This window comes from Rohdeia mirabilis (genome assembly GCA_007750655.1).
GTDB lineage: Bacteria > Planctomycetota > UBA1135 > UBA1135.
The window spans coordinates 700536-718783 of record CP036290.1; the positions used below are offsets into that span (position 1 = coordinate 700536).

The 18248-nt window shown below is 72.2% G+C and carries 14 protein-coding genes; 9 read left to right on the plus strand and 5 right to left on the minus strand.

The features are described from left to right. The first annotated feature begins 49 nt into the window (after positions 1–49). Positions 50–1624, plus strand: a complete 1575-nt coding sequence (locus tag Pla163_RS02545) for an MBL fold metallo-hydrolase (protein WP_145183090.1) — start codon at positions 50–52, stop codon at positions 1622–1624. On the opposite strand, the gene Pla163_RS02550 is transcribed toward Pla163_RS02545, so the two are convergent. Beyond that, a complete protein-coding gene (locus tag Pla163_RS02550; RefSeq protein ID WP_145183093.1) occupies positions 1594–2556 on the minus strand; it encodes a hypothetical protein in 963 nt (320 codons plus the stop codon). The two genes, Pla163_RS02545 and Pla163_RS02550, sit on opposite strands and share 31 nt — an antisense overlap. A 231-nt stretch (positions 2557–2787) precedes the next feature. Here Pla163_RS02550 and Pla163_RS18620 point away from each other — a divergent pair, with 231 nt between their 5' ends. The 3 genes from Pla163_RS18620 (at position 2788) to Pla163_RS02565 (ending at position 7238) form a co-directional block, all read left to right on the plus strand. Then, positions 2788–3780: a MauE/DoxX family redox-associated membrane protein gene (locus tag Pla163_RS18620; protein ID WP_419186233.1), complete on the plus strand. Its 993-nt coding sequence runs from the start codon at positions 2788–2790 to the stop codon at positions 3778–3780. Between the two features lie 35 nt (positions 3781–3815). Then, positions 3816–5507, plus strand: a complete 1692-nt coding sequence (locus tag Pla163_RS02560; RefSeq protein ID WP_419186234.1) for an NAD(P)/FAD-dependent oxidoreductase — start codon at positions 3816–3818, stop codon at positions 5505–5507. A gap of 297 nt (positions 5508–5804) precedes the next feature. After that, on the plus strand, positions 5805–7238 hold the full coding sequence (locus tag Pla163_RS02565) for a hypothetical protein (protein WP_145183096.1): 1434 nt from the start codon (positions 5805–5807) through the stop codon (positions 7236–7238). 33 nt (positions 7239–7271) lie between these two features. Here Pla163_RS02565 and Pla163_RS02570 read toward each other — a convergent pair whose 3' ends face one another. Beyond that, the gene (locus tag Pla163_RS02570; protein ID WP_419186235.1) at positions 7272–8261 is read right to left on the minus strand and encodes a YeiH family protein; all 990 of its coding nucleotides are present in this window, start codon (positions 8259–8261) and stop codon (positions 7272–7274) included. Between the two features lie 233 nt (positions 8262–8494). Between Pla163_RS02570 and Pla163_RS02575 the strand changes: the two genes are divergently transcribed. The 4 genes from Pla163_RS02575 (at position 8495) to arsJ (ending at position 12593) form a co-directional block, all read left to right on the plus strand. Further along, positions 8495–9400: a LysR family transcriptional regulator gene (locus Pla163_RS02575; protein ID WP_419186236.1), complete on the plus strand. Its 906-nt coding sequence runs from the start codon at positions 8495–8497 to the stop codon at positions 9398–9400. Positions 9401–9456: 56 nt separating this feature from the next. Continuing rightward, the gene (locus Pla163_RS02580; protein WP_419186237.1) at positions 9457–9966 is read left to right on the plus strand and encodes a GNAT family N-acetyltransferase; all 510 of its coding nucleotides are present in this window, start codon (positions 9457–9459) and stop codon (positions 9964–9966) included. Between the two features lie 145 nt (positions 9967–10111). After that, a complete protein-coding gene (locus Pla163_RS02585; RefSeq protein WP_145183109.1) occupies positions 10112–11284 on the plus strand; it encodes a M20 aminoacylase family protein in 1173 nt (390 codons plus the stop codon). Between the two features lie 55 nt (positions 11285–11339). Next, positions 11340–12593, plus strand: a complete 1254-nt coding sequence (gene arsJ / locus Pla163_RS02590) for an organoarsenical effux MFS transporter ArsJ (RefSeq protein ID WP_145183112.1) — start codon at positions 11340–11342, stop codon at positions 12591–12593. Here the strand turns inward: arsJ and Pla163_RS02595 are convergent. Then, complete coding sequence (locus tag Pla163_RS02595) at positions 12586–12819, minus strand: hypothetical protein (RefSeq protein WP_145183115.1); 234 nt, start codon at positions 12817–12819, stop codon at positions 12586–12588. The genes arsJ and Pla163_RS02595 overlap by 8 nt on opposite strands. Before the next feature lie 276 nt (positions 12820–13095). Here Pla163_RS02595 and Pla163_RS02600 point away from each other — a divergent pair, with 276 nt between their 5' ends. Then, positions 13096–13770, plus strand: coding sequence for an SRPBCC family protein (locus Pla163_RS02600; RefSeq protein WP_145183118.1), 675 nt, complete (start codon positions 13096–13098; stop codon positions 13768–13770). Here the strand turns inward: Pla163_RS02600 and Pla163_RS02605 are convergent. Together Pla163_RS02605 and Pla163_RS02610 are read right to left on the minus strand one after the other, a co-directional pair. Further along, positions 13659–16925, minus strand: a complete 3267-nt coding sequence (locus tag Pla163_RS02605; RefSeq protein WP_145183121.1) for an ATP-binding protein — start codon at positions 16923–16925, stop codon at positions 13659–13661. The two genes, Pla163_RS02600 and Pla163_RS02605, sit on opposite strands and share 112 nt — an antisense overlap. Next, on the minus strand, positions 16922–18232 hold the full coding sequence (locus Pla163_RS02610) for a metallophosphoesterase family protein (RefSeq protein WP_419186238.1): 1311 nt from the start codon (positions 18230–18232) through the stop codon (positions 16922–16924). The genes Pla163_RS02605 and Pla163_RS02610 overlap by 4 nt, the downstream gene beginning before the upstream one ends. Between the last annotated feature and the right edge of the window lie 16 nt (positions 18233–18248).

Sequence of the window (18248 nt, forward strand, 5' to 3'; positions counted from 1 at the left end):
CCATCGTCGACAACATGCTCCGATCGCCGTTCCAGCCCCTCCCGCGCCGATGAATCTCGCGGCACTGCCGACCGCCCAGGGCGCGGACGACGAGTTCCAGTGGTCGGCCGCCGTGCTGCTCACCGGGCCGCGCGGTTGGTACCTGGTGCGCCGCAATCCGAAGCTGGCGTTCTTCCCGGGTTACTGGGCGCTGGCGGGTGGCAAGCTCGATCCGTTGGCCGACGGCCCCGGGCCCCCGGATCCTCGGTGGGAGCGTTCGCTGCGCGTCTGCGCCCTGCGCGAGCTCGAGGAGGAGGTCGGCGTGCTGCCCGAGTCTCTCGCGCGGTCGATGGGCGCCGAGCGCGACGGACTGCGCGCCGAACTCCTGGCCGGCGGCGAACGCGAACGGGTCGCGGGTCAGCGCTTCCGCCTCCAGGTCGACGCCGCCCCCGAGTGCCTCGACGCCCTGCGTTCGATCACCTGGGCCACGACGCCGCGGTTCGCGCCGCGCCGCTATCGCGCCCTGTACTTCGAGCTCGAACTGCCGGCGGGGGAGGAGCCCGTGGTGGTCGACGGCGAGTTGGTCGAGGGCGCCTGGTTCGAGCCCGCCGATCTGCTCGCGAGTTGGCGGCGCGGCGGCGTCCTGCTCGTGCCGCCGGTCGTCGCACTGCTCGAGGCTCTCGAACGCGCGGAAGGTGGCTGGGGCGCCGCGCGCGACGCCGCGCACGCCTACAGCTTCGCGGTCGATCGCGGCGCGCTGCACGTGGTCTCGCCGACGCCCGGCATCGCGATGGCGCCGGTGCGGACCGCGACGATCCCGCCCGCGACCACGACGAACTGCTACGTCGTCGGCCACGAACGCGCCTACGTCGTCGATCCCGCGTGCACCGATCCGGGCGAGACCGCGCGGCTCGTCGACTACCTCGAGGAAGCGCACGGTGAGCGTCTCGTCGGCGTGCTCGTGACCCACCACCACCCCGATCACACCGGCGCGGTCGACGCCGTCGCGCGCCGCTTCGGTCTGCCGGTGCAAGCGCATCCGCTGACGCTCGCGCGGCTGCCCGTGCCCGCGCGCACGCCCGTCGAGCTCGACGGCGGCGAGGTGCTCGACCTCGGCACCGCGCCCGACGGTTCGAAGGGCTGGAACCTCGCCGTGCACCACACGCCCGGACACGATCGCGGGCACCTGTGCTTCGTGGAGTCGCACGCACGCGCGATCGTCGCCGGCGACCTGGTCTCGACCCTGTCCACCATCGTGATCGATCCACCCGAGGGGCACCTGCGGACCTACCTGGCGAGCCTCGAACGCATGAACGCGTTGGATCTGGGAGTGCTGCTCCCGTCGCACGGTCCCGCGGCGCCCGACGGGAACGCGGTGCTCGCGGCCTACCTGCGCCACCGTTCGGCGCGCGAGAGCAAACTGGCGCGCCAGCTCGCGGCGGCGGGCCCGGTCGCGCTGGACGATCTGGTCGATCTGGTCTACGACGACGCGCCGCCCGGACTGAGGCGACTCGCGCTGCGCTCGCTCCTGGCCGGTCTCGAGAAGCTCGCGGAGGACGGCCGGGCCGAGCGCGCGGCCGACGACATGTGGGCGGCCGTCGACGCCGAGCCGACTCAGTCGAACGACCAGCCGATCCAGCGGTAGGGCAGGTAGCTGTTCGTCCCCAGGTGCTCGGGGCGGCTCGATGCGGGATCGGCCGCGCGGCGCAGGATGTCCCGCTGGATGCGGTCCAAGTAGTCGAGCGCCTGGCGATCGGTGGCGTTCCGATGGGCGACGAGGACCTGCGGCAGAACGAGGTAGCTGAGCTGGGTCAACGCCTCGCGTGCGAGCTCGGCGTCGCGCGGCATGTCGTTGTCGCCCAGGTGCTCGATCAAGATCTCGCAGGCGGCGGCGCGCGTCTCGTGGAAGCCGCCGCGGGCCAGCAGGTAGGCGGCGGTGAAGCGCTGCTGCACGTCGTCGGACAGGAGCGCCACGCCGAGTCGATGCCTGGCGACGTCGAGGTGGTCGTCGAGCCACGTCACGGCGTCCTGTGCGTTGCGCTCGTACAGGGCATCATGGCGCAGGTCGTCCACGAGCACCTCGATCAGGTCGGCCGTCGGCTCGTGGCCGCGTTCGATCAACAGGTGCGCCGCGTAGTGCCGCTGTTGCTTGTCGTCGGAGCGCAGTGCGGTGAGCAGGGCCGGGACGATCTCGGGCACGTCCGCGCGCAGGTAGTTGCGGGCCCGGGAGGCGTTCTCGCGCCTGTGGTCGTCGCGCAGGTCGTCGATCCACCCCTCGATGTTCTCGAGGTACCAGGCGCGTGTCTGCGCAGCTCGGTCGAGCGGTTCGCCAGCGCCGACCAGGTCGGCGGCCGACTCCGCTTCGACGGGCGCGACGACCTCGTCCGCGGGCGCGTCGGACGGCGCCGAGTCCTCGTGCGTCGCGTCATCCACGGCCAGCGGACCCAGCGTGGCGAAGAGCCCGCGTCCTGCGCGCTGCACGGCGCCGTCGCCCAGGTGCTCGGCCGCGCCGCCCGAGCCGTCGCGCTCGATCAGCACCAGCCCGACGATCGACGCCAGACACACGGCGCTGGCCACGAGCGGACGGGTCGAACGCCCACCCCCTCGCCGTCCGTGCTCCACCCGCGCGCGCCGATCCCCCGAACGGCCGCGCCCACCCCGACCCGATCCTCCCTCCATGGTCCGAACGTACGGAGCCACCCTCGACCGACGCGAGCGAGCGGGGGACCGCGGGGCGCGCCGAGGCTAAGGTGGGACGCCCTCGAGCGCGTTCGACGCGCCGCACCCCCGCGCCCCCGACCACCGACCGTGACCGAATCCTCGACCGCCGCCCGTCGTCCGCTCGCCGCCGTGGCCGTGCTCCTCGCCGCGGTGTGGCTCGCCGTCGGCGCCAGCTACAAGTGGCTCGCCGGCAGCCCGAACGACCTGCCGGCTCTCCTGCACGGGGGGCCGATCGAGATCGGCCTGCTCTACAAGCTCGCGATCGGCATCGAGCTGTTCGTGGTCGTCGTCGCTCTGCTGCGGCCGCGCATCGGCTGGGTGCTCCTGGCGCTGCAGTACCTCGTGTTCATCGCGATCCTGGTGCCGCTCGCACTGTCCGACGAGGCGAGCTGCGGCTGCTTCGGTTCGAAGGTCACGATTGCGCCCGAGGTGATGATCGGGATCGACGGCTTCCTGCTCGCAGCGATCCTGGCCATGCGGCCGTGGTCCGCGCGGCTGTGGAGCGCTCCGCTGCCCGCCGTGGCCTTGGTCGCCCTGGCCGGCATCGCCGCGCCCTGGGTCTACGACCGCGGACGCCCGGTCGCCACGCCCGACGGCGACACGCGCGCCGCGTTCTTCATCTTCGAGGTCGAGCAGTGGGAGGGGACCTCGGCGATCGAGATCGACCTGGCCCAGTACCTGCCCGAACCCGTCGAATTCATGATGCCCGGGACCTGGGTGCTCTATCGCGACTCCTGCCCGCACTGCAAGGATCACATGTGGAGGATGATCCAACAGGACTCCGGCACCGAGCCGATCACGCTCATCAAGATCCCCGAGCCCGGTCTCGATCCAGCGGCCGTCGTCGTCGACGCGCTCCCCGAAGGGCCGCACGTGCAGTTGATCGAACTGGTCCCCGGAACCGAGTACGTGGTCCAGGGCCCGCTCGACATGCGGGTCGAGTGGGAGGATTATCTGATCTCGAACGTGCGCCTGGCGGAGGACTTGGCAGACGAGTCTCTACCCGCCTTCCCGCCGCCCGATCCGGCCGTCCTGCGCGCTGCGGCCCAGGCACGAGCGGACGCCGCGGCGAACGAGTAGCGTTCGCGCGCTTCCCGCTCTCGTTCCGAACCACCGTGCCCCCCCAGGACGTCCAGATCCACCTCGCGCCCGGCGCGTTCGCGGACCCCGTGCTCGACCGCGCGGCGGTGCTCGACGCGGTCTGTGCCCGGATCGACGTGCGCCCCGACCGGATCGCGCACGTCCAGCCGCTCAAGCTGAGCTTCGACGCGCGGCCGCGCCAACGCCGGTGGCAGCTGGCCACGCGCGTCTGGCTCGTCGGTGAAGAACGGGACGTGCCCGCCGCGCCGGTTCCGCCCGCGCTCGAGCGACCGGCACAGGGCGCCGCGCGCGTCGTGGTGGTCGGCGCTGGACCAGCGGGCATGTTCGGGGCGCTGGAACTGGCGGCCGCGGGCTTCGCCGTGACGCTGCTCGACCGCGGCGGCGACGTGCAACAGCGCCGCCGCCCGCTCGCGCGCGCCAACCGCGGACAGGGCATCGACCCGAACAGCAACTACTGCTTCGGCGAGGGCGGAGCGGGCACCTACTCGGACGGCAAGCTCTACACGCGCAGCGGCGACAAGCGCGAGGTGCGCGCGATCCTCCAGTTGCTCGTGGCCCACGGCGCGCGTGCGGACATCGCCTACCAGTGGCGCCCGCACATCGGTTCGAACAAGCTGCCCGAGGTCGTGAAGGCCCTGCGCGAGACGCTCGTGAGCGGCGGTGTGGACGTGCGCTACCAGACGCGTGCGACGCGGATCGAGTGCACGGACGGCGAACGCGGCGCGCGTTCCGTGCGCGCGGTCCACACGGTTTCGACCGCGGAGGACTCGAACGACGGGACAGAACGCCTCGAGTGCGACGCCGTCGTGCTCGCCACCGGCCACAGCGCCCCCGACGCACTGGCCATGGCCGTCGAAGCCGGCGCGCGACTCGTGCCCAAGGGCTTCGCGATGGGCGTGCGCGGCGAGCATCCGCAGCCCTGGCTCGATCGCCACCAGTACGGCGGTCTCGCGGAGACCTGCGAGCTGCCGGCGGCGTTCTACGAACTCGTCCAACAGGCCGACGGCCGCGGCGTCTACAGCTTCTGCATGTGCCCGGGCGGGTGGATCGTTCCGGCCAGCACGGCCGACGATCGGCTCGTCGTCAACGGCATGAGTCTGTCGCGACGCGACTCGCCCCACGCGAACTCGGGCCTCGTCGTCGCGATCGAGCCCGAGGACTGGTGCGGTGCGCGCGCCGAACGCTGGGGCTGGCGCGAACGACTGCCCGAGCTGCCGCCCGCGCCCGACGAACCCGCGGACGATCCGCTCTACGGCGTGCGGCTACAGGAGGCACTCGAGCGCCGCGCTGCCGTCGTCGGTGGTGGACACGGTCGCGCGCCCGCCCAGCGCGTGGACCAGTTCGTGGACGGCGTGGCTTCGAGCGACACGCTGCCGACGAGCTACGTGCCTGGACTCCAGCCCACCGATCTGCGCGAGGTTCTGCCGCGCGGCATGGCCCTTCGACTGCGCTACGGCCTGATCGGCTTCGACCACCGCATGCCCGGCTTCGTGTCGGAGATCGGGCAACTGGTCGGCGTCGAATCGCGCACCTCGTCGCCCGTGCGCATCCCGCGCGACGACGAGACATTGATGAGTCCGGACGTGGTCGGTCTGTTCCCGGCCGGCGAAGGAGCGGGCTACGCCGGCGGCATCGTCTCGGCGGCGATCGACGGACGCCGGGTCGCGCGCGCCGTTGCGCAACGGTTCGCGTCGCGGCCCTCCTGATCGCGCACCGCCCGACCGGAACGGGGTCGAACGCGGTGATGGGAGCCGCGCCCGACCCCTGGGTCCGGGACGAGGCGCGCTGCGGGACGGTTCGGCGCGACCTGGGACCCGCACCGACCCGGACGGGCGCTTCGGAGCACCCCCGGTTCGGGGCCCGCGCGCGGCCTTCGAACGTCGGACGAGGGGGTTCGCGCCCAGGATCCGCCCCTCTCGCGCCTTTTCGCCGGTCGTTCCGTACGCGGGCCCGTTCGCTCGGCTATTCAGTCGTCCGCCGCCGGCCGCGATCCAACCAGGTCCATGCCCATCCGACCCACCTTCCTCGCCCTCTTCGTCGCCCTTGCCGGCGCCGGAGTTCCGCTCGCCCTTCCGACCGTCGACGTCCTCCGCGCGAACAGCAGCGTCCCCGAGTGGGGGAACGATCTGGCGGCGGTCGCTCGCGAAGAGGTCGTCGAGACCTGGCCCGGTGGCGCGCCGCGTCGCGTGTACGAGGTCGACGACGAAGGGCGGCGCCACGGCACGTTCCTCGAGTACCGCATCGACGGACAGCTCGTCGTTCGCGCGAAGTACGCCAAGGGCGAACTCAACGGCCGCTACGAGTCCTTCCATCCGAACGGCGAGCGCTTCATCGACTGCTCGTACAAGAAGGGCCTGCTCAACGGGCGCTACTCCGAGTTCGACGAAGAGGGCGAGCGGCGGGTCACCGGCAAGTACGACGACGGACTCGCGGACGGCGACTTCGAGTATCGGCGCGCGGGCGAGGTGGTCAGCGAGCAGGAGTGGAAGGACGGCGAGTTGGTCGAGCTGGACGGTTTCGTGAACCCGTTCCCGCGCTCGATCGACGCGGTGGCCGACGACCTGCGCGCGGTGCGTGCGCTCGAGATCGAACCCGTCTTCCAGAGCGACGAGGAGGGCGAGATCGACGCCGAGCTCGCGACCGAGCGCGTCGCGGCCTTGAGGCGCCTGATGGAGTACCGCGCACTCTCCGGCCTCGAGTGGGCCGACATGCGGCTCGACGACAGGTTCAACTGGCACTGCTCCGCGGCCGCACGGATGTTGACGGTGCTCGGGCGACTCGACCACACGCCGAAGAATCCTGGGCTGCCCGAGGACGAGTACAAGGTGGCCTACGAGGGCACGTCGAAGTCGAACCTCGCGCTGGGCTCGACGCTTCCGGGTTCGATCGACAGCTACATGGACGACTCGGACCCGTCGAACATCGATCGCGTCGGCCACCGCCGTTGGTGCCTCAATCCGGCCATGCTGAAGACCGGCTTCGGCATCGACGGACGCTTCTCGGCCATGTGGTCGTTCGACGAGAGCCGCGGACAGACCAAGTGGGAGTACGTGGCCTACCCGGCGCCGGGCGTGTACTCGACGGACCACATCGTCGACGGCGCCGCCTGGAGCGTGCGCTTCCGCCGCGGCGTGCTCGACGGTCTGCAGCCGAACGATCTCGTGGTCGAGCTGTTCGCGCTCGACGAGGACCTGGTGCGCGGCGCGCCGATGCGCCTCGACCACCTGTCGATCTACGCCGGCCAGGTCATCTTCCGCGGCGCTTCGATGAACTGCGCGCCCGGACGGGCCTACGAGGTGCGGATCTCGAAGGTCGGCAAGCGCAGCCCCGAGTTGATGCTGCGCTACTACGTGCGCTTCGCCGACGTCGAGGGGCTGCTGGCGGCCGAGGCCGAACCGGAAGCCGCGCTCGACGGTGACGCGGACGCCGCGGGCTGAGCCTGCGCACCGACGTGCGAGCGGCGTCGTGCGTCAGGCGACCAGCGCCAGCGCCACCGCGCCCAGCACGATCCACAGCCCGAGTCCCAGCGCCAACTGGCGCCAGTTCATCGAACGCAGCGCGGCGGGCGTGATCGAGAGGCCGATCGCGAAGAGGGCGACGGTCAGTCCGTGGCGCCCGGCGCCCGCGACGACCTGTCCGGCCGGGGCCAGAGCGGGCACGAGCGAGACGAGCGCGGCGGCGCCGACGAACAGCACGATGAACAGGGGCACGCGCGGCAGGCGTCCGCCCTTCGTCCCCGGTTCGCGGCGAGCGATCGCGATGCTGAGGACGGCGCACACCGGCAGGATCCAGAGCGCGCGCGCGAGCTTGGTGACGGTGGCGATCTCGAGCGCTTCGGGTCCGCCGCTGGCCGCTGCGCCGACCACGCTGCTCGTGTCGTGGATCGCGAGCGCGCACCACAGGCCGTAGCTCTCCGCGCTCAGGCCGAACGCGGCGCCGAGGGCGGGGAAGACGATCAAGGCGACCGCGTTCAGCAGGAACACGATGCCGATCGCCACGCCGATCGAGCCGGGGCGCGCGCGCAGCACCGGAGCTGCCGCGGCGATCGCGCTACCGCCGCAGATGGCGGTTCCGAGCGTGACGAGGATGGCGGTCTCGCGGTCGACGCGCAGGACCTTCGCCAGCAGCGCGCCCACGGCCAGCGCGACGCCGAGGGTCAGCGCGGCGGTGCTGAAACCGTCGGCGCCGGCGCGCAGCACGACGCCGAGGTCGAGCCCCGCGCCGAGTGCCACGACGCAGACCTTGAGCAGGGTCTGGCTCCCGCGCGCGCTCCACGACGGGCTGCCCAGAAGGGCCGCGCCGACCAGGCCCGCGAGCAGGGCGGCGAAGCCCGGCACCGGCCAGATCAGGAGGGCGGCCACCGCGGCGCCGAGGAGGACCGGGCGCAGGGCGCCGAGGCCGCGGGGGGCGGGGGAGCGGTGCGCGGTGAGGTCCGGAGACGGCGAGGCCGCGTCGCGCACGGGCGTCGACGAGGCTCTGGCGGTGGCCCGAACGATGCTGTCGGCAGAGGGCTGGGCGGTGATCCGAGCGGTGGTTCGCACAGGAGGATCATCGCCCGATCGACCTCAACGAGTCTGATGAATGTGGCGATGGGCCATCAGTTCGGTCGATACCCTGCCTGTGCCCCGGACTGCGCCGAAGCATGTTCTTCGCCGCACCGTACCCACCGCCGAACCGTGCCCTTCATCGAACCGTGTCCATCGCCGCCCCGCTCGACCCCGACCTCTTGACGACGTTCCTCGCCGTCGTGCGCGCGGGCAGCATCTCCGGCGCCGCGCGCGACCTGGATCTGTCCCAGCCGGCGGTGACCGCTCGGATCCGTCGCCTCGAGGACGGCGTCCGCGCGCCGCTCCTGGTGCGCTCGGTGCGCGGCGTCACGCCGACCCCGGCGGGCGAGATGTTGGCCGAGCGGGCGCGCGAGCTCGAACGCCTCCTCGAGCGCGCGCTCGACGACGTGGCCGCGCACGACACGGCGCTCGGCGCGCTGCACATCGCGGCCAGCACGACCGTAGCCGCCCACGTGCTGCCGTCCGTGCTGGCTCGCTTCCGAGCGCTGTACCGTGACATCCCGGTCGCGCTCGACGTGGGCAACACCGAGGAAGTCGTCGACGCCGTGCGCGAGGGCCGCGTACCGCTCGGACTGGTCGAAGGCACGGCGCGCGCGGCCGGCGTGCGGCTCGAGTCGTGGCTCGACGACGAACTCGTGCCGGTCGTCGCACCCGATGCACCGTTCGACGTGTCGACACTCGCGGCCCTGACCGAGGCGCCGATCCTGTGGCGCGAGTCGGGCTCCGGAACCCGCGCGGTCGTCGCACGCGCGCTGCAGAAGGCCGGCGTCCGGCGGCGACCGCGCGCCACCGATCCGGTGATCGGAACCAGCAGCGCGATCGCCGGAGCCGCGGCGGCCGGCATGGGCGTCGCGTTCCTGTCGCGTTGGGCGCTGCGGGGCTGGCTGGAGAGCGGACGCCTGCGGCCGGTTCCCGGGCTCGACCTCGCGATCCGTCGCACGTTCCAATGGGCGCTTCCCGCGGGCGCGTTGACCGGCAGCGCCGCGCGGTTCCATCGCATGGCGACGCAGAATCCACCGGTGCCGCGCTGACGGCTCGACCGTGCGGCGCGAAGTCGGCCGCGCCACTTGCGACCACTCCACTCCCGATGCCCGAAGCCATGATCCGCCGTCTCGTTCCCTCGGACGCAGAGGCCTTCGCCACCCTGCGCAGCGCGTCCCTCGCCGACGTGCCCGACGCCTTCGCCGCCTCGCCCGCGACCGATCGCTTCACGAACACGGACGCCGTGCGTGAACTGCTCGACCCCGCTGCCCCGGCGCCGGTGTTGGGCGCGTTCCGAGGCGACGAGCTCGTCGGTGCGGCCGGCCTGTTCGTCCCGCACCACGCGAAGATGGAGCACAAGGCGGTGGTGTGGGGGACCTACGTCATGCCGGCCGCCCGCGGCAGTGGCCTGGGCGAGGCGCTGATGCGAGCTCTCGTCGACGCGGCGCGCGCCATGCCCGGCATCGACTGGGTCGCGCTCGACGTGTCCGTCACCGCCGCGGCCGCCCACAGGCTGTACGAGCGGATCGGCTTCTCGAGCTGGGGCCTCGAGCCCGACGGCCTGCGCGTCGCCGGCCGCTCGATCGACGTGCACCACATGGGGTTGCGGCTCTAGATTGTCGGTACGGCGTCAGGCACGAAACTGCCACCTGCCGCCTTCGACGCCGCGAATCCCAGGGTCGAAGGCGTCAAGTGGCAGTTTCGTGCCTGACGCCGTACCGACAATCCACCGCACCGGACGTCTGCTACCTTCTCCGCCCATGAAGACCCTGCCCGAGATCGAAGCCTTCAACGACGACCTGGTGGCCTGGCGGCGCGACTTCCACGCGCACCCGGAGATCGGCTACGAAGAGGTCCGCACCAGCGGGCTCGTGGCGGAGCGCCTGGCGTCCTGGGGCATCGAAGTGCACCGCGGGCTCGGCGTCACCGGCGTCGTCGGCGTGCTGCACGGGCGCCAACCCGGCGGCTCGATCGGGATCCGCGCCGACATGGACGCGCTGCCGATGGAGGAGGAGGGCGACGTCCCGCACCGCTCGACGATCCCGGGCAAGTTCCACGGCTGCGGCCACGACGGACACACGACGATGCTGCTCGGTGCGGCGCGCGCGCTGGCCGCCAAGCCCGACTTCAAGGGCACCGTGAACTTCATCTTCCAGCCCGCCGAGGAAGGACTCGCGGGCGGCAAGGCGATGGTCGAGGAGGGCCTGTTCGAGCGCTTTCCGTGCGACGAGGTCTACGGTCTGCACAACTGGCCCGAGCTGCCGTACGGGAAGGCCGCTGCCCAGGCCGGGCCAATCATGGCCGCGAGCGACTTCTTCGACATCGAGATCGACGGCGTCGGCGCGCACGCCGCGATGCCGCACAAGGGGGTCGATCCGATCGTCGTCGCGGCGCACGTGATCACGGCGCTGCAGACGCTGGTCAGCCGCTCGACCGATCCGCTCGACTCGGCCGTGATCTCGGTGACCAAGGTCGAAGCGGGCAGCGCCTACAACGTCATTCCGGCGCGCGCCGTCCTGCGTGGCACGTGCCGCACGTTGCGCCCCGAGACGCGCGACGCGATGGAAGCGGGTATCGCGCGCGTGGCCGAGAACACCGCTCGTGCCTTCGGCGCCCGTGCCACCGCCGACTTCCGCCGCAACTACCCGCCGACCGTGAACCACGCGGTGCAGGCCGACAAGGCCGCGACCGCGTTGGCGACGGTCATGGGCGCGGAGAACGTGCTGCGCGACGCGTCGCCGTCGATGGGCGGCGAGGACTTCGCGTTCATGCTCGAGAAGCGCCCCGGCTGCTACCTGTGGCTGGGTGCCGGCGGATCGCCGACCTCGTGCAACGTCCACCACCCGAACTACGACTTCAACGACGACCTGCTGCCGGTCGGTGCGTCGCTGTGGGTCGAGCTCGTCGGGCAGGTGCTCGGGCGGGCGGAGTGACGGCGCGGTCGTGCGTCGGTGAGGCGTGCGACCGTTCTTCGACCCGAGCGCGCCCATGAGCACGACACCCAGCGCGCCCGTCCACGGCAACGCCCACGGCTCGCGCGACTATGCGCTCGTCACCGCGGCGTACTGGGTCTTCACGCTGAGCGACGGCGCGCTGCGCACCCTCGTTCTCCTGCACCTGAGCGACCTCGGCTACGCGCCGCTCGCGATCGCCGGGATGTTCGCGGCCTACGAAGCGCTCGGCGTGCTCACGAACCTGGCGGGCGGGTGGCTCGGCGCGCGCCACGGACTGAAGCTGCCGCTCGGTCTCGGAATGGCGCTGCAGGCCGCGACGCTGCTGGCGCTCGGCGGCGCCGCGAGCACGCTGCCTCTCGCGCTGCTGGTCGCGGGTCAGGGCGCGTGCGGCATGGCCAAGGACCTCGTCAAGACCAGCGCGAAGAGCTACGTCAAGCTCGTCGTTCCCGAGCACGAGGGCTCGCGGTTGATGCGGCTCGTCAGTCTTCTGACGGGCTCGAAGAACGCGCTCAAGGGCGTCGGTTTCCTGCTCGGCGGCGTCCTGCTCGGCAGCATCGGTTTCGCAAACACCTGCTACGCGCTCGGAAGCGCGCTCGTGGTCGCCGGCGCGGTCGCGCTCGCATTCCTGCCGCCCCGACCCGGCCAGCGCGCGGGCTCGCGCGTGCGCGAGCTGCTGTCGAAGGACGCGCGCCTCAACTGGCTGGCGGCGGCGCGGCTGTTCCTCTTCGCCGCGCGCGACGTGTGGTTCGTGCTGGCGGTGCCGGTCTTCCTGCGCGTCGAGCTCGGCTGGAGCCTGGCGGAGGTGAGCGGCTTCCTCGCGGCCTGGACGATCGGCTACGGCATCGTGCAGGCCTTCGCGCCGCGCTGGATCGGTCGCGAGCCGGACGCGCGGCGGCTGATCGCGGCCGGACTGGCGCTGGTGGTTCCGCTCGTGCTCGTGGCGCTCTTCCTGGACCGGGGCGTCGCACCGGGCCCCGTGCTCGTCGTCGGCCTGTCGCTGTTCGGGCTGGTCTTCGCCGCCAACAGCGCACTGCACAGCTTCCTGGTCGTGCGCTACGCGACGCGCGAACGCGTGGCTCTCGACGTGGGCTTCTACTACGCGTCGAACGCGCTCGGTCGGTTGGTCGGCACGGTCGCGTCCGGCTGGATCTACCAGAGCGCGGGGGCGGGGGACGGCGGTCCGACCGCGGGCGTCGTGCGCTGCGTGCTGGCGGCGGCGCTGCTGGCTGCACTCGCGTTCGCCTTCGGCCTCCCGCTGCGGCGGGCCGAGCGGGCGCGGCTCACCTGAACGGGTTGTTCGCGGTCTCGGCCGGCTGAGCCTCGTGCGCCTCGACCTCGGACGAACCGCCAGCGAGTCCCAGGATGCCGGCGATCAGCAGGCCTCCGCCCAGGACGAGGCTGCCCAGCCACAGGACGATGCCCATCAGGCACCAAGCGATGAAGAAGCCCAGCCCCAGCTTGAAGCCGGTGCGGATGGGGCGGTCGAGCACGAGGGGCTTAGCGGTGGAGGCCATGTGCAGACCCTATCCGCCCGACCCTTCGTGTCCGACGGCGGCCGCGTCGCAGGTCGCACGAATGGCGCCCCGCCGCGCCGCACCATTCGTGGTGAGGTTCGCTCCGTCGAGGCACTTCGGCGTTCCGTGCGAGATGCGATCGAGGGCGCGCCGACGGCTCGACTTCGCCGTGAGTCTCCAAGGAGGCCCGACGCAGCAGCGCGCCCGAACGGGACGATGCCGACAGGAGGAGAAACCGTGCCTCGTCGGAGCGAATCACACCACTAGAGTGACGTCGTGAGAATCGTCGCGATCACCGTTCTGGGCCTGTTCCTGCTGCTCAATCTCGCCGGAGCCCTCGTGGACTCCCACACCGAGGTCGAACGCGAACTCGTGACCAGCGCCGAACTCGACCCCGCGCGGCTCGCCGAACTGACCGGCGATCTGGCGCGCTGGCCCGAGTGGGCGCCGGCGTTCCAGGAGGGCGCCGGCTACGAACTCGAGATCCAGCCCGGCGAGCGTACCGCGGGCGAGAACGGTTCCGTGACCCTGGTCTTCGACGGCCAGCACGCGATCCTCCTGATGATCGCCGCGTTCGACCCGGCCGGCAGCATCGTGGTCGAAGCGCGCATGGGTGCGGTCGGCGACGACCTGATCGGCGGCGAAGGCTTCAAGGCCTGGGACCGCATCGAATGGGAGCCGGCGCCGGATGGCGGCACGCGACTTCGGTGGAGCCGATCGGGCCAGGAACTCGACCTCTTCCTGCAGCGCCTGTGGGACCGCTTCGTCGTGGTCCCCAGCATCCGCGAACAGCTCGACCTGGGACTCGCCCAACTCGCCGAGGCGGCCGCGGCTCCCGCTCAGGAAGCGGAAGCCGCGCGCGAGGAACGCGCGTCGCCCTCGGACGCGGCCTCGGAGGGGAGCAGCTCGTGGGCGGGCAGTTCCGACTCCTCGACCGACGACTCGAGGTAGTCGACCAGCGTGCCCGCGATCTGAGCGGCCTCGCCCTTCTCGAGCGCGCGGCGGTGCTCGGAAGCGGCCGCCAACGCGCGTCCGAGAACGGCGTCGCGGTCGAGCGGATCACTGGGATCGATCACGCCGCGTTGGACGAGACCGGCCTCGAACTTCTCGAGCGTCGCGTCGCGCATGACCGCGTCGAGCAGGTCCTTGCGCTGCTTCTTGTCCTCGAGCGCGGCGAGGAGCGCGCTCGCGCTGCGACCGAACTGTTCCGACAGCGTGCACAGCGTGTCGACGTACTTGGCCGGGACGCCCGTGGCGCGCACGTCGGCGCGTTCGAGCGGACGCCCGCGACCCACGTGCCAGGCTTCGATCGTCGCACGCGCCGTGGCGACCCGCGCGGCGAGTCGTTTCTCGAGCGCTTCGTCGCCGAGCGCCACCGAAGCCGCGGCGCGCGCGTTCTCGAACACGCCGAGGCGCTCGATGCCGTCCTCGGCCAGGGCGCGCAGGGCGTCGCGATCCTCGCGCAGGAGGTGGTAGAGGTGCAGGCGCTCCGGTGCGTCGTAGCGGCGCGGGACGTCGGCCCCGACGGCCTTCGCCCAAGCGGCGTCGGACAGGTTCGCGGGCTCGGGCAGCACGCGCCGTTCGGGGAGCGAAGAGGCGAACTCCGACGTTTCCGAGCGCGCGAGGCCGCGAACCTGGGCCAGGTCGACGATCTGTGGCGAGGGCAGCGACAGCTCCTGGGCGATCTGCGCCCACAGAACGGCTTCGGACGGGTGCGCGGACAGATAGACGACCTGGCGGCCCTCGCTCGCGACCTCGAGCACCGTGCCGACCAGTTCGCGCAGACGCTCGCCGTCGGCCGCGCCGAACGCTTCGTCGAGGATCCACGGCAGGCGTTCGCCCGGTGCTTCCATCGTCTCGGCGAAGGCCAGGCGCACGGCCAACAGGAGTTGGACGCGCGTGCCGTCGCTGAGTTGGTCGAGCGCGAACGTGCGGCCGGACTCGCCGTCGATGGCGGCCAGTTTCGAACCGTCGCCGAGCTCGAGTCGGTAGCGCCCGCGCGTAAAGCGGCCGAGCAGTTCGTCGGCGCGCTGCATGACGCGCGGTGAACTGGTCTCGCGGTGCTCGCGGCGCACTTCGTCGCCGAGGTGCTGGGCGCAGAGCTTGATCAGGCCTTCCTCGAACAGGTCCTCGGCCTGGGCCTCGAGGCGTTCGCGCTCGGCCGCGGCTTCCTGCCAGGGGTCGTTGCGGCGCGCTTCCTCCACGCGCGTGCGGATCGAGGCGATCTGCTCACTGAGTTCGTCCTGCTCGGCGGCGCGCTTCTCCGCGTTGGCCAGGCGGCGCTCGATCTCCTCGGACGGCTCGTGCGCGAGGTGCTTCGACTCGTCGAGACGCGCGAGGGCTTCGGTCTGACGTCCGACCTGCTCGTCGCGCAGGCGCTTCAGTTCGATGTACTCCTGGCGCCGCGCGAGCAGGGCTTCCGCCGCTGCCAGATCGCCCGGCGCGAGGTGCAGACGGGCGAAGGCCTCGGCGCGGCGAGCGGCGACGCGGGCCAGTTCGGCCTCGGCGCGTTCGGCGTCCTGGCGCGCGCTCGTCGCGCGGGCCTGGACGTCGCGGCGGGACTCGAACCGGCGTTCTTCCGCTTCCAACTGCGCGAGGGCGCGTGCGGCGTCGGGCGGCACCTCGCTGCGCAGCGCGTCGCCGATGTGTTCGCGTGCTTCGAGCGACTGCGCCTCGAGTTCGGCGCGGCGCGCGAGCAGACCGTCGACCTCGGTCAGCGCCGTGCGCAGCTCCTGGCGTGCGGCGAACGATTCGAGCAAGGTCGCGGCCGGGGCGTCCGACGCGAGGCCGAGTGCGCCGCGCAGGCTCGCGCTCTGCAGTTCGAGCTCGCCGAGCTGGCGCTGCAACTCGTCGCGCTTCACGCGCAGGGTCAGGCGCTCTCGACCGTCGGTCAACAGCGTGCGCGCGAGCCAACCGAGGCCCGTGCCCGCGACGGCGATGAACCACGGGTCGACGAGGACCGCGGCGGCCGAACCGGCGGCGATGAGGATGCCGCCGACGATCAGGTGCGACGTGCGCGTGACCAGTGAGTTCGCGCCCGCGACGATGCCGAGGCGTTGCTCGACCTCGGCCAGTTCGCCGCGCACGGCCCGTTCGCTGCGCGCGCGCACCTCGAGCTCGCCCAGCGTGTCCGCGCCGGGCAGGGGAGCGTGCTCGGAGAGTCCGGCGTCGGAACGCGCTCGCGTCGCGCGCGCGTTCGCCCGGGCCAGGTCCTCGCGCAGCGCGCGTCCCGACTCGTCGCAGCGGCGAGCGGTCTGCAGGTACTCGCGCGCGGCACGCAGGGCCTCTTCGTCGGGGCCGCTCGTCGCGTTCGCGAGGGCCTCGTCGGCCGCACCGGCGCGCGCGCGGGCCTCGGCCGTCGAACGGTCGGCGGCGATCCATTCGGACTCCGCGCGTTCGAGGTCCTCGAGTCCGTCCTCGCGCGTGTGCTCGAGCACCGGCGGGAAGACCTCGAGGCGCGCCTGGGTCCGTTGCAGCTCGGCCACGGCCTCGGCGGCACTCGCGGCGGCGCGCAGGAGTTCGACCTCGCGCGCGGCGGCGGCGGCGTCGCGACGACGGGCCTCGAGCGCGACGATGCTCTCCTCCTCGCGCGCCAGGGCGTCGAGTTCGCGCAGGGCGCGCTTCTCCTTCGAGCGCGCGGCGTTGACGGCCTTGCCGAGTTCGGCACCCGAGCGCGGGCCGAGGTGGAAGTGCTCGCGCACCGCTTCGAGGTCGAAGCCGCCGGCGACGCGGCGCGCGAGTTCGCGGCCGAAGTCGTCGTGTCCCTCGGTGCGCCACAGGCTGCGCGCGGGGAGGTGGAACGCGTGGGCGCGGCCTTCGGCGGGATCGGGGAGGCGTTCGCCGTCCTCGCGCCGCCAGCGCACCTCGCCACCGTCGAACTCGGCCAGGAAGCGCTCGCCGCCGTGTTCGAGAACAGCGCTCGCACGACCGTCGTCCAGTTCGGCGGCCTTCTCGGGGAACAGCAGCGCCGACAGGGTCAGGCCCGTGCGGCTCTTGCCACAGCCGTTGGGACCGACGATCAGGATCGCGCCGCGGCCGAGGTCGTCGAGTGCGAACGGGCGATCGATACCGGGGACGCGTTCGACGTCGAGCTTGGCGAATCTCATCGGTCGTCCCCCTCAGCGGCGGTCGCTTCCACGGTCGCTGTCGCGCCGGCGCCCTTCGGACGCTCGTCGACCTGCGACACGAGCTTGGCCATCACTTCGACGCCGGCTCGCTCGAGTGCGCGCGTCAGGGTCTCGTCGTCGATGCCGAGATTCTCGCGTCCCAATCGTTGCGCGAGGCGTGCGATGTCGTCGCCGATCGCCTTGCGCGCCGTCCGCAGCACGTCGCGCGCCTCGTCACCGCCTTCTTCGAGTGCCACGAGTCGTTTCGCGACGAGACCGGGGTGGTCGCCCCGACGCGAGCGGTTCAGGACGTCGAGCTCGGGCTGGGTCGCGTCGATCACCTTGTCGACGAAGACCACGAAACCGTCGCCGTTGCGCTCGAAGGGCTCTTCGCGCAGGCGGCGCAGATCGCGTTCGAACTCGTCGGGATCGGCGGGTGACCCACCGACGACGACGCGCACGCCGACCGCCAGTGGGTTGGCTCCTTCCTTCGCGAGCATCCGCTCGACCTGGCTGGCGGCGCGATCGAGCGCGCCCAACAGATCGCCGCCCTCGACGTCGACGACGACGCGTTCCCAGCGCAGCGGCGCGAGCGGTAGGTGCTCGAACTGCAGAGCGCCGCGCTCGACGCTGATCATCCAGGGCCCGTGGCGGCCGGTCTCGGTCGGGTCGAGTCCGACGACCGACCCGAGGTAGCCGCGCGGCGTCCTCTCGTCGAGGGCGCCCGGCGTGTGGATGTGCCCGAGCAACCAGGCGTCGGCGTCGGCGGACGCGAGTTCGGCGCTCGTGACCGGGGCGTAGGCGCTGTGCGGTTGGTCGACGTCGCAGTGCAGCAGCCCGAGGCGCAGTCCGCGACCCGTGCGCGGCGGCAGATCGGCGAGCGGCGAGTCGGAGTGGTGTCGCGCGGGGAAGGACCAGCCCACCACGCTGACCGGGTCGGCGGTACCGAGCGACACCTCTTCCCACAGGCCGCCGCGGCCGAGGAGTCCGTAGTCCGGCAGGAGCTGGGCGAGTCGCGGGAGCGCTTCCACGTCGTGGTTCCCCGTCACGCCGAGCACGCGGATCCCCGCTTCGGTCAGGCGTTGGACGCCCGCGCGCAGACTCTCGAAGGCGGCGAAGCGGTCCTCGATGCGTTCGACGACGTCACCGGCCATCAGCACCGCGTCGACCTTCTGCGCGAGGGCGATCTCGACGCAGCGCTTCCAGGCGGCGGCGGGCCCCAGCTCGGCGGGATCGATGCCCGCGGGCGAGCGACCGGGACGTTTGCCGAGGTGGAGGTCTCCGACGCAGAGGATTCGTGTGGTCACGGCGAGCAGGGGGGCG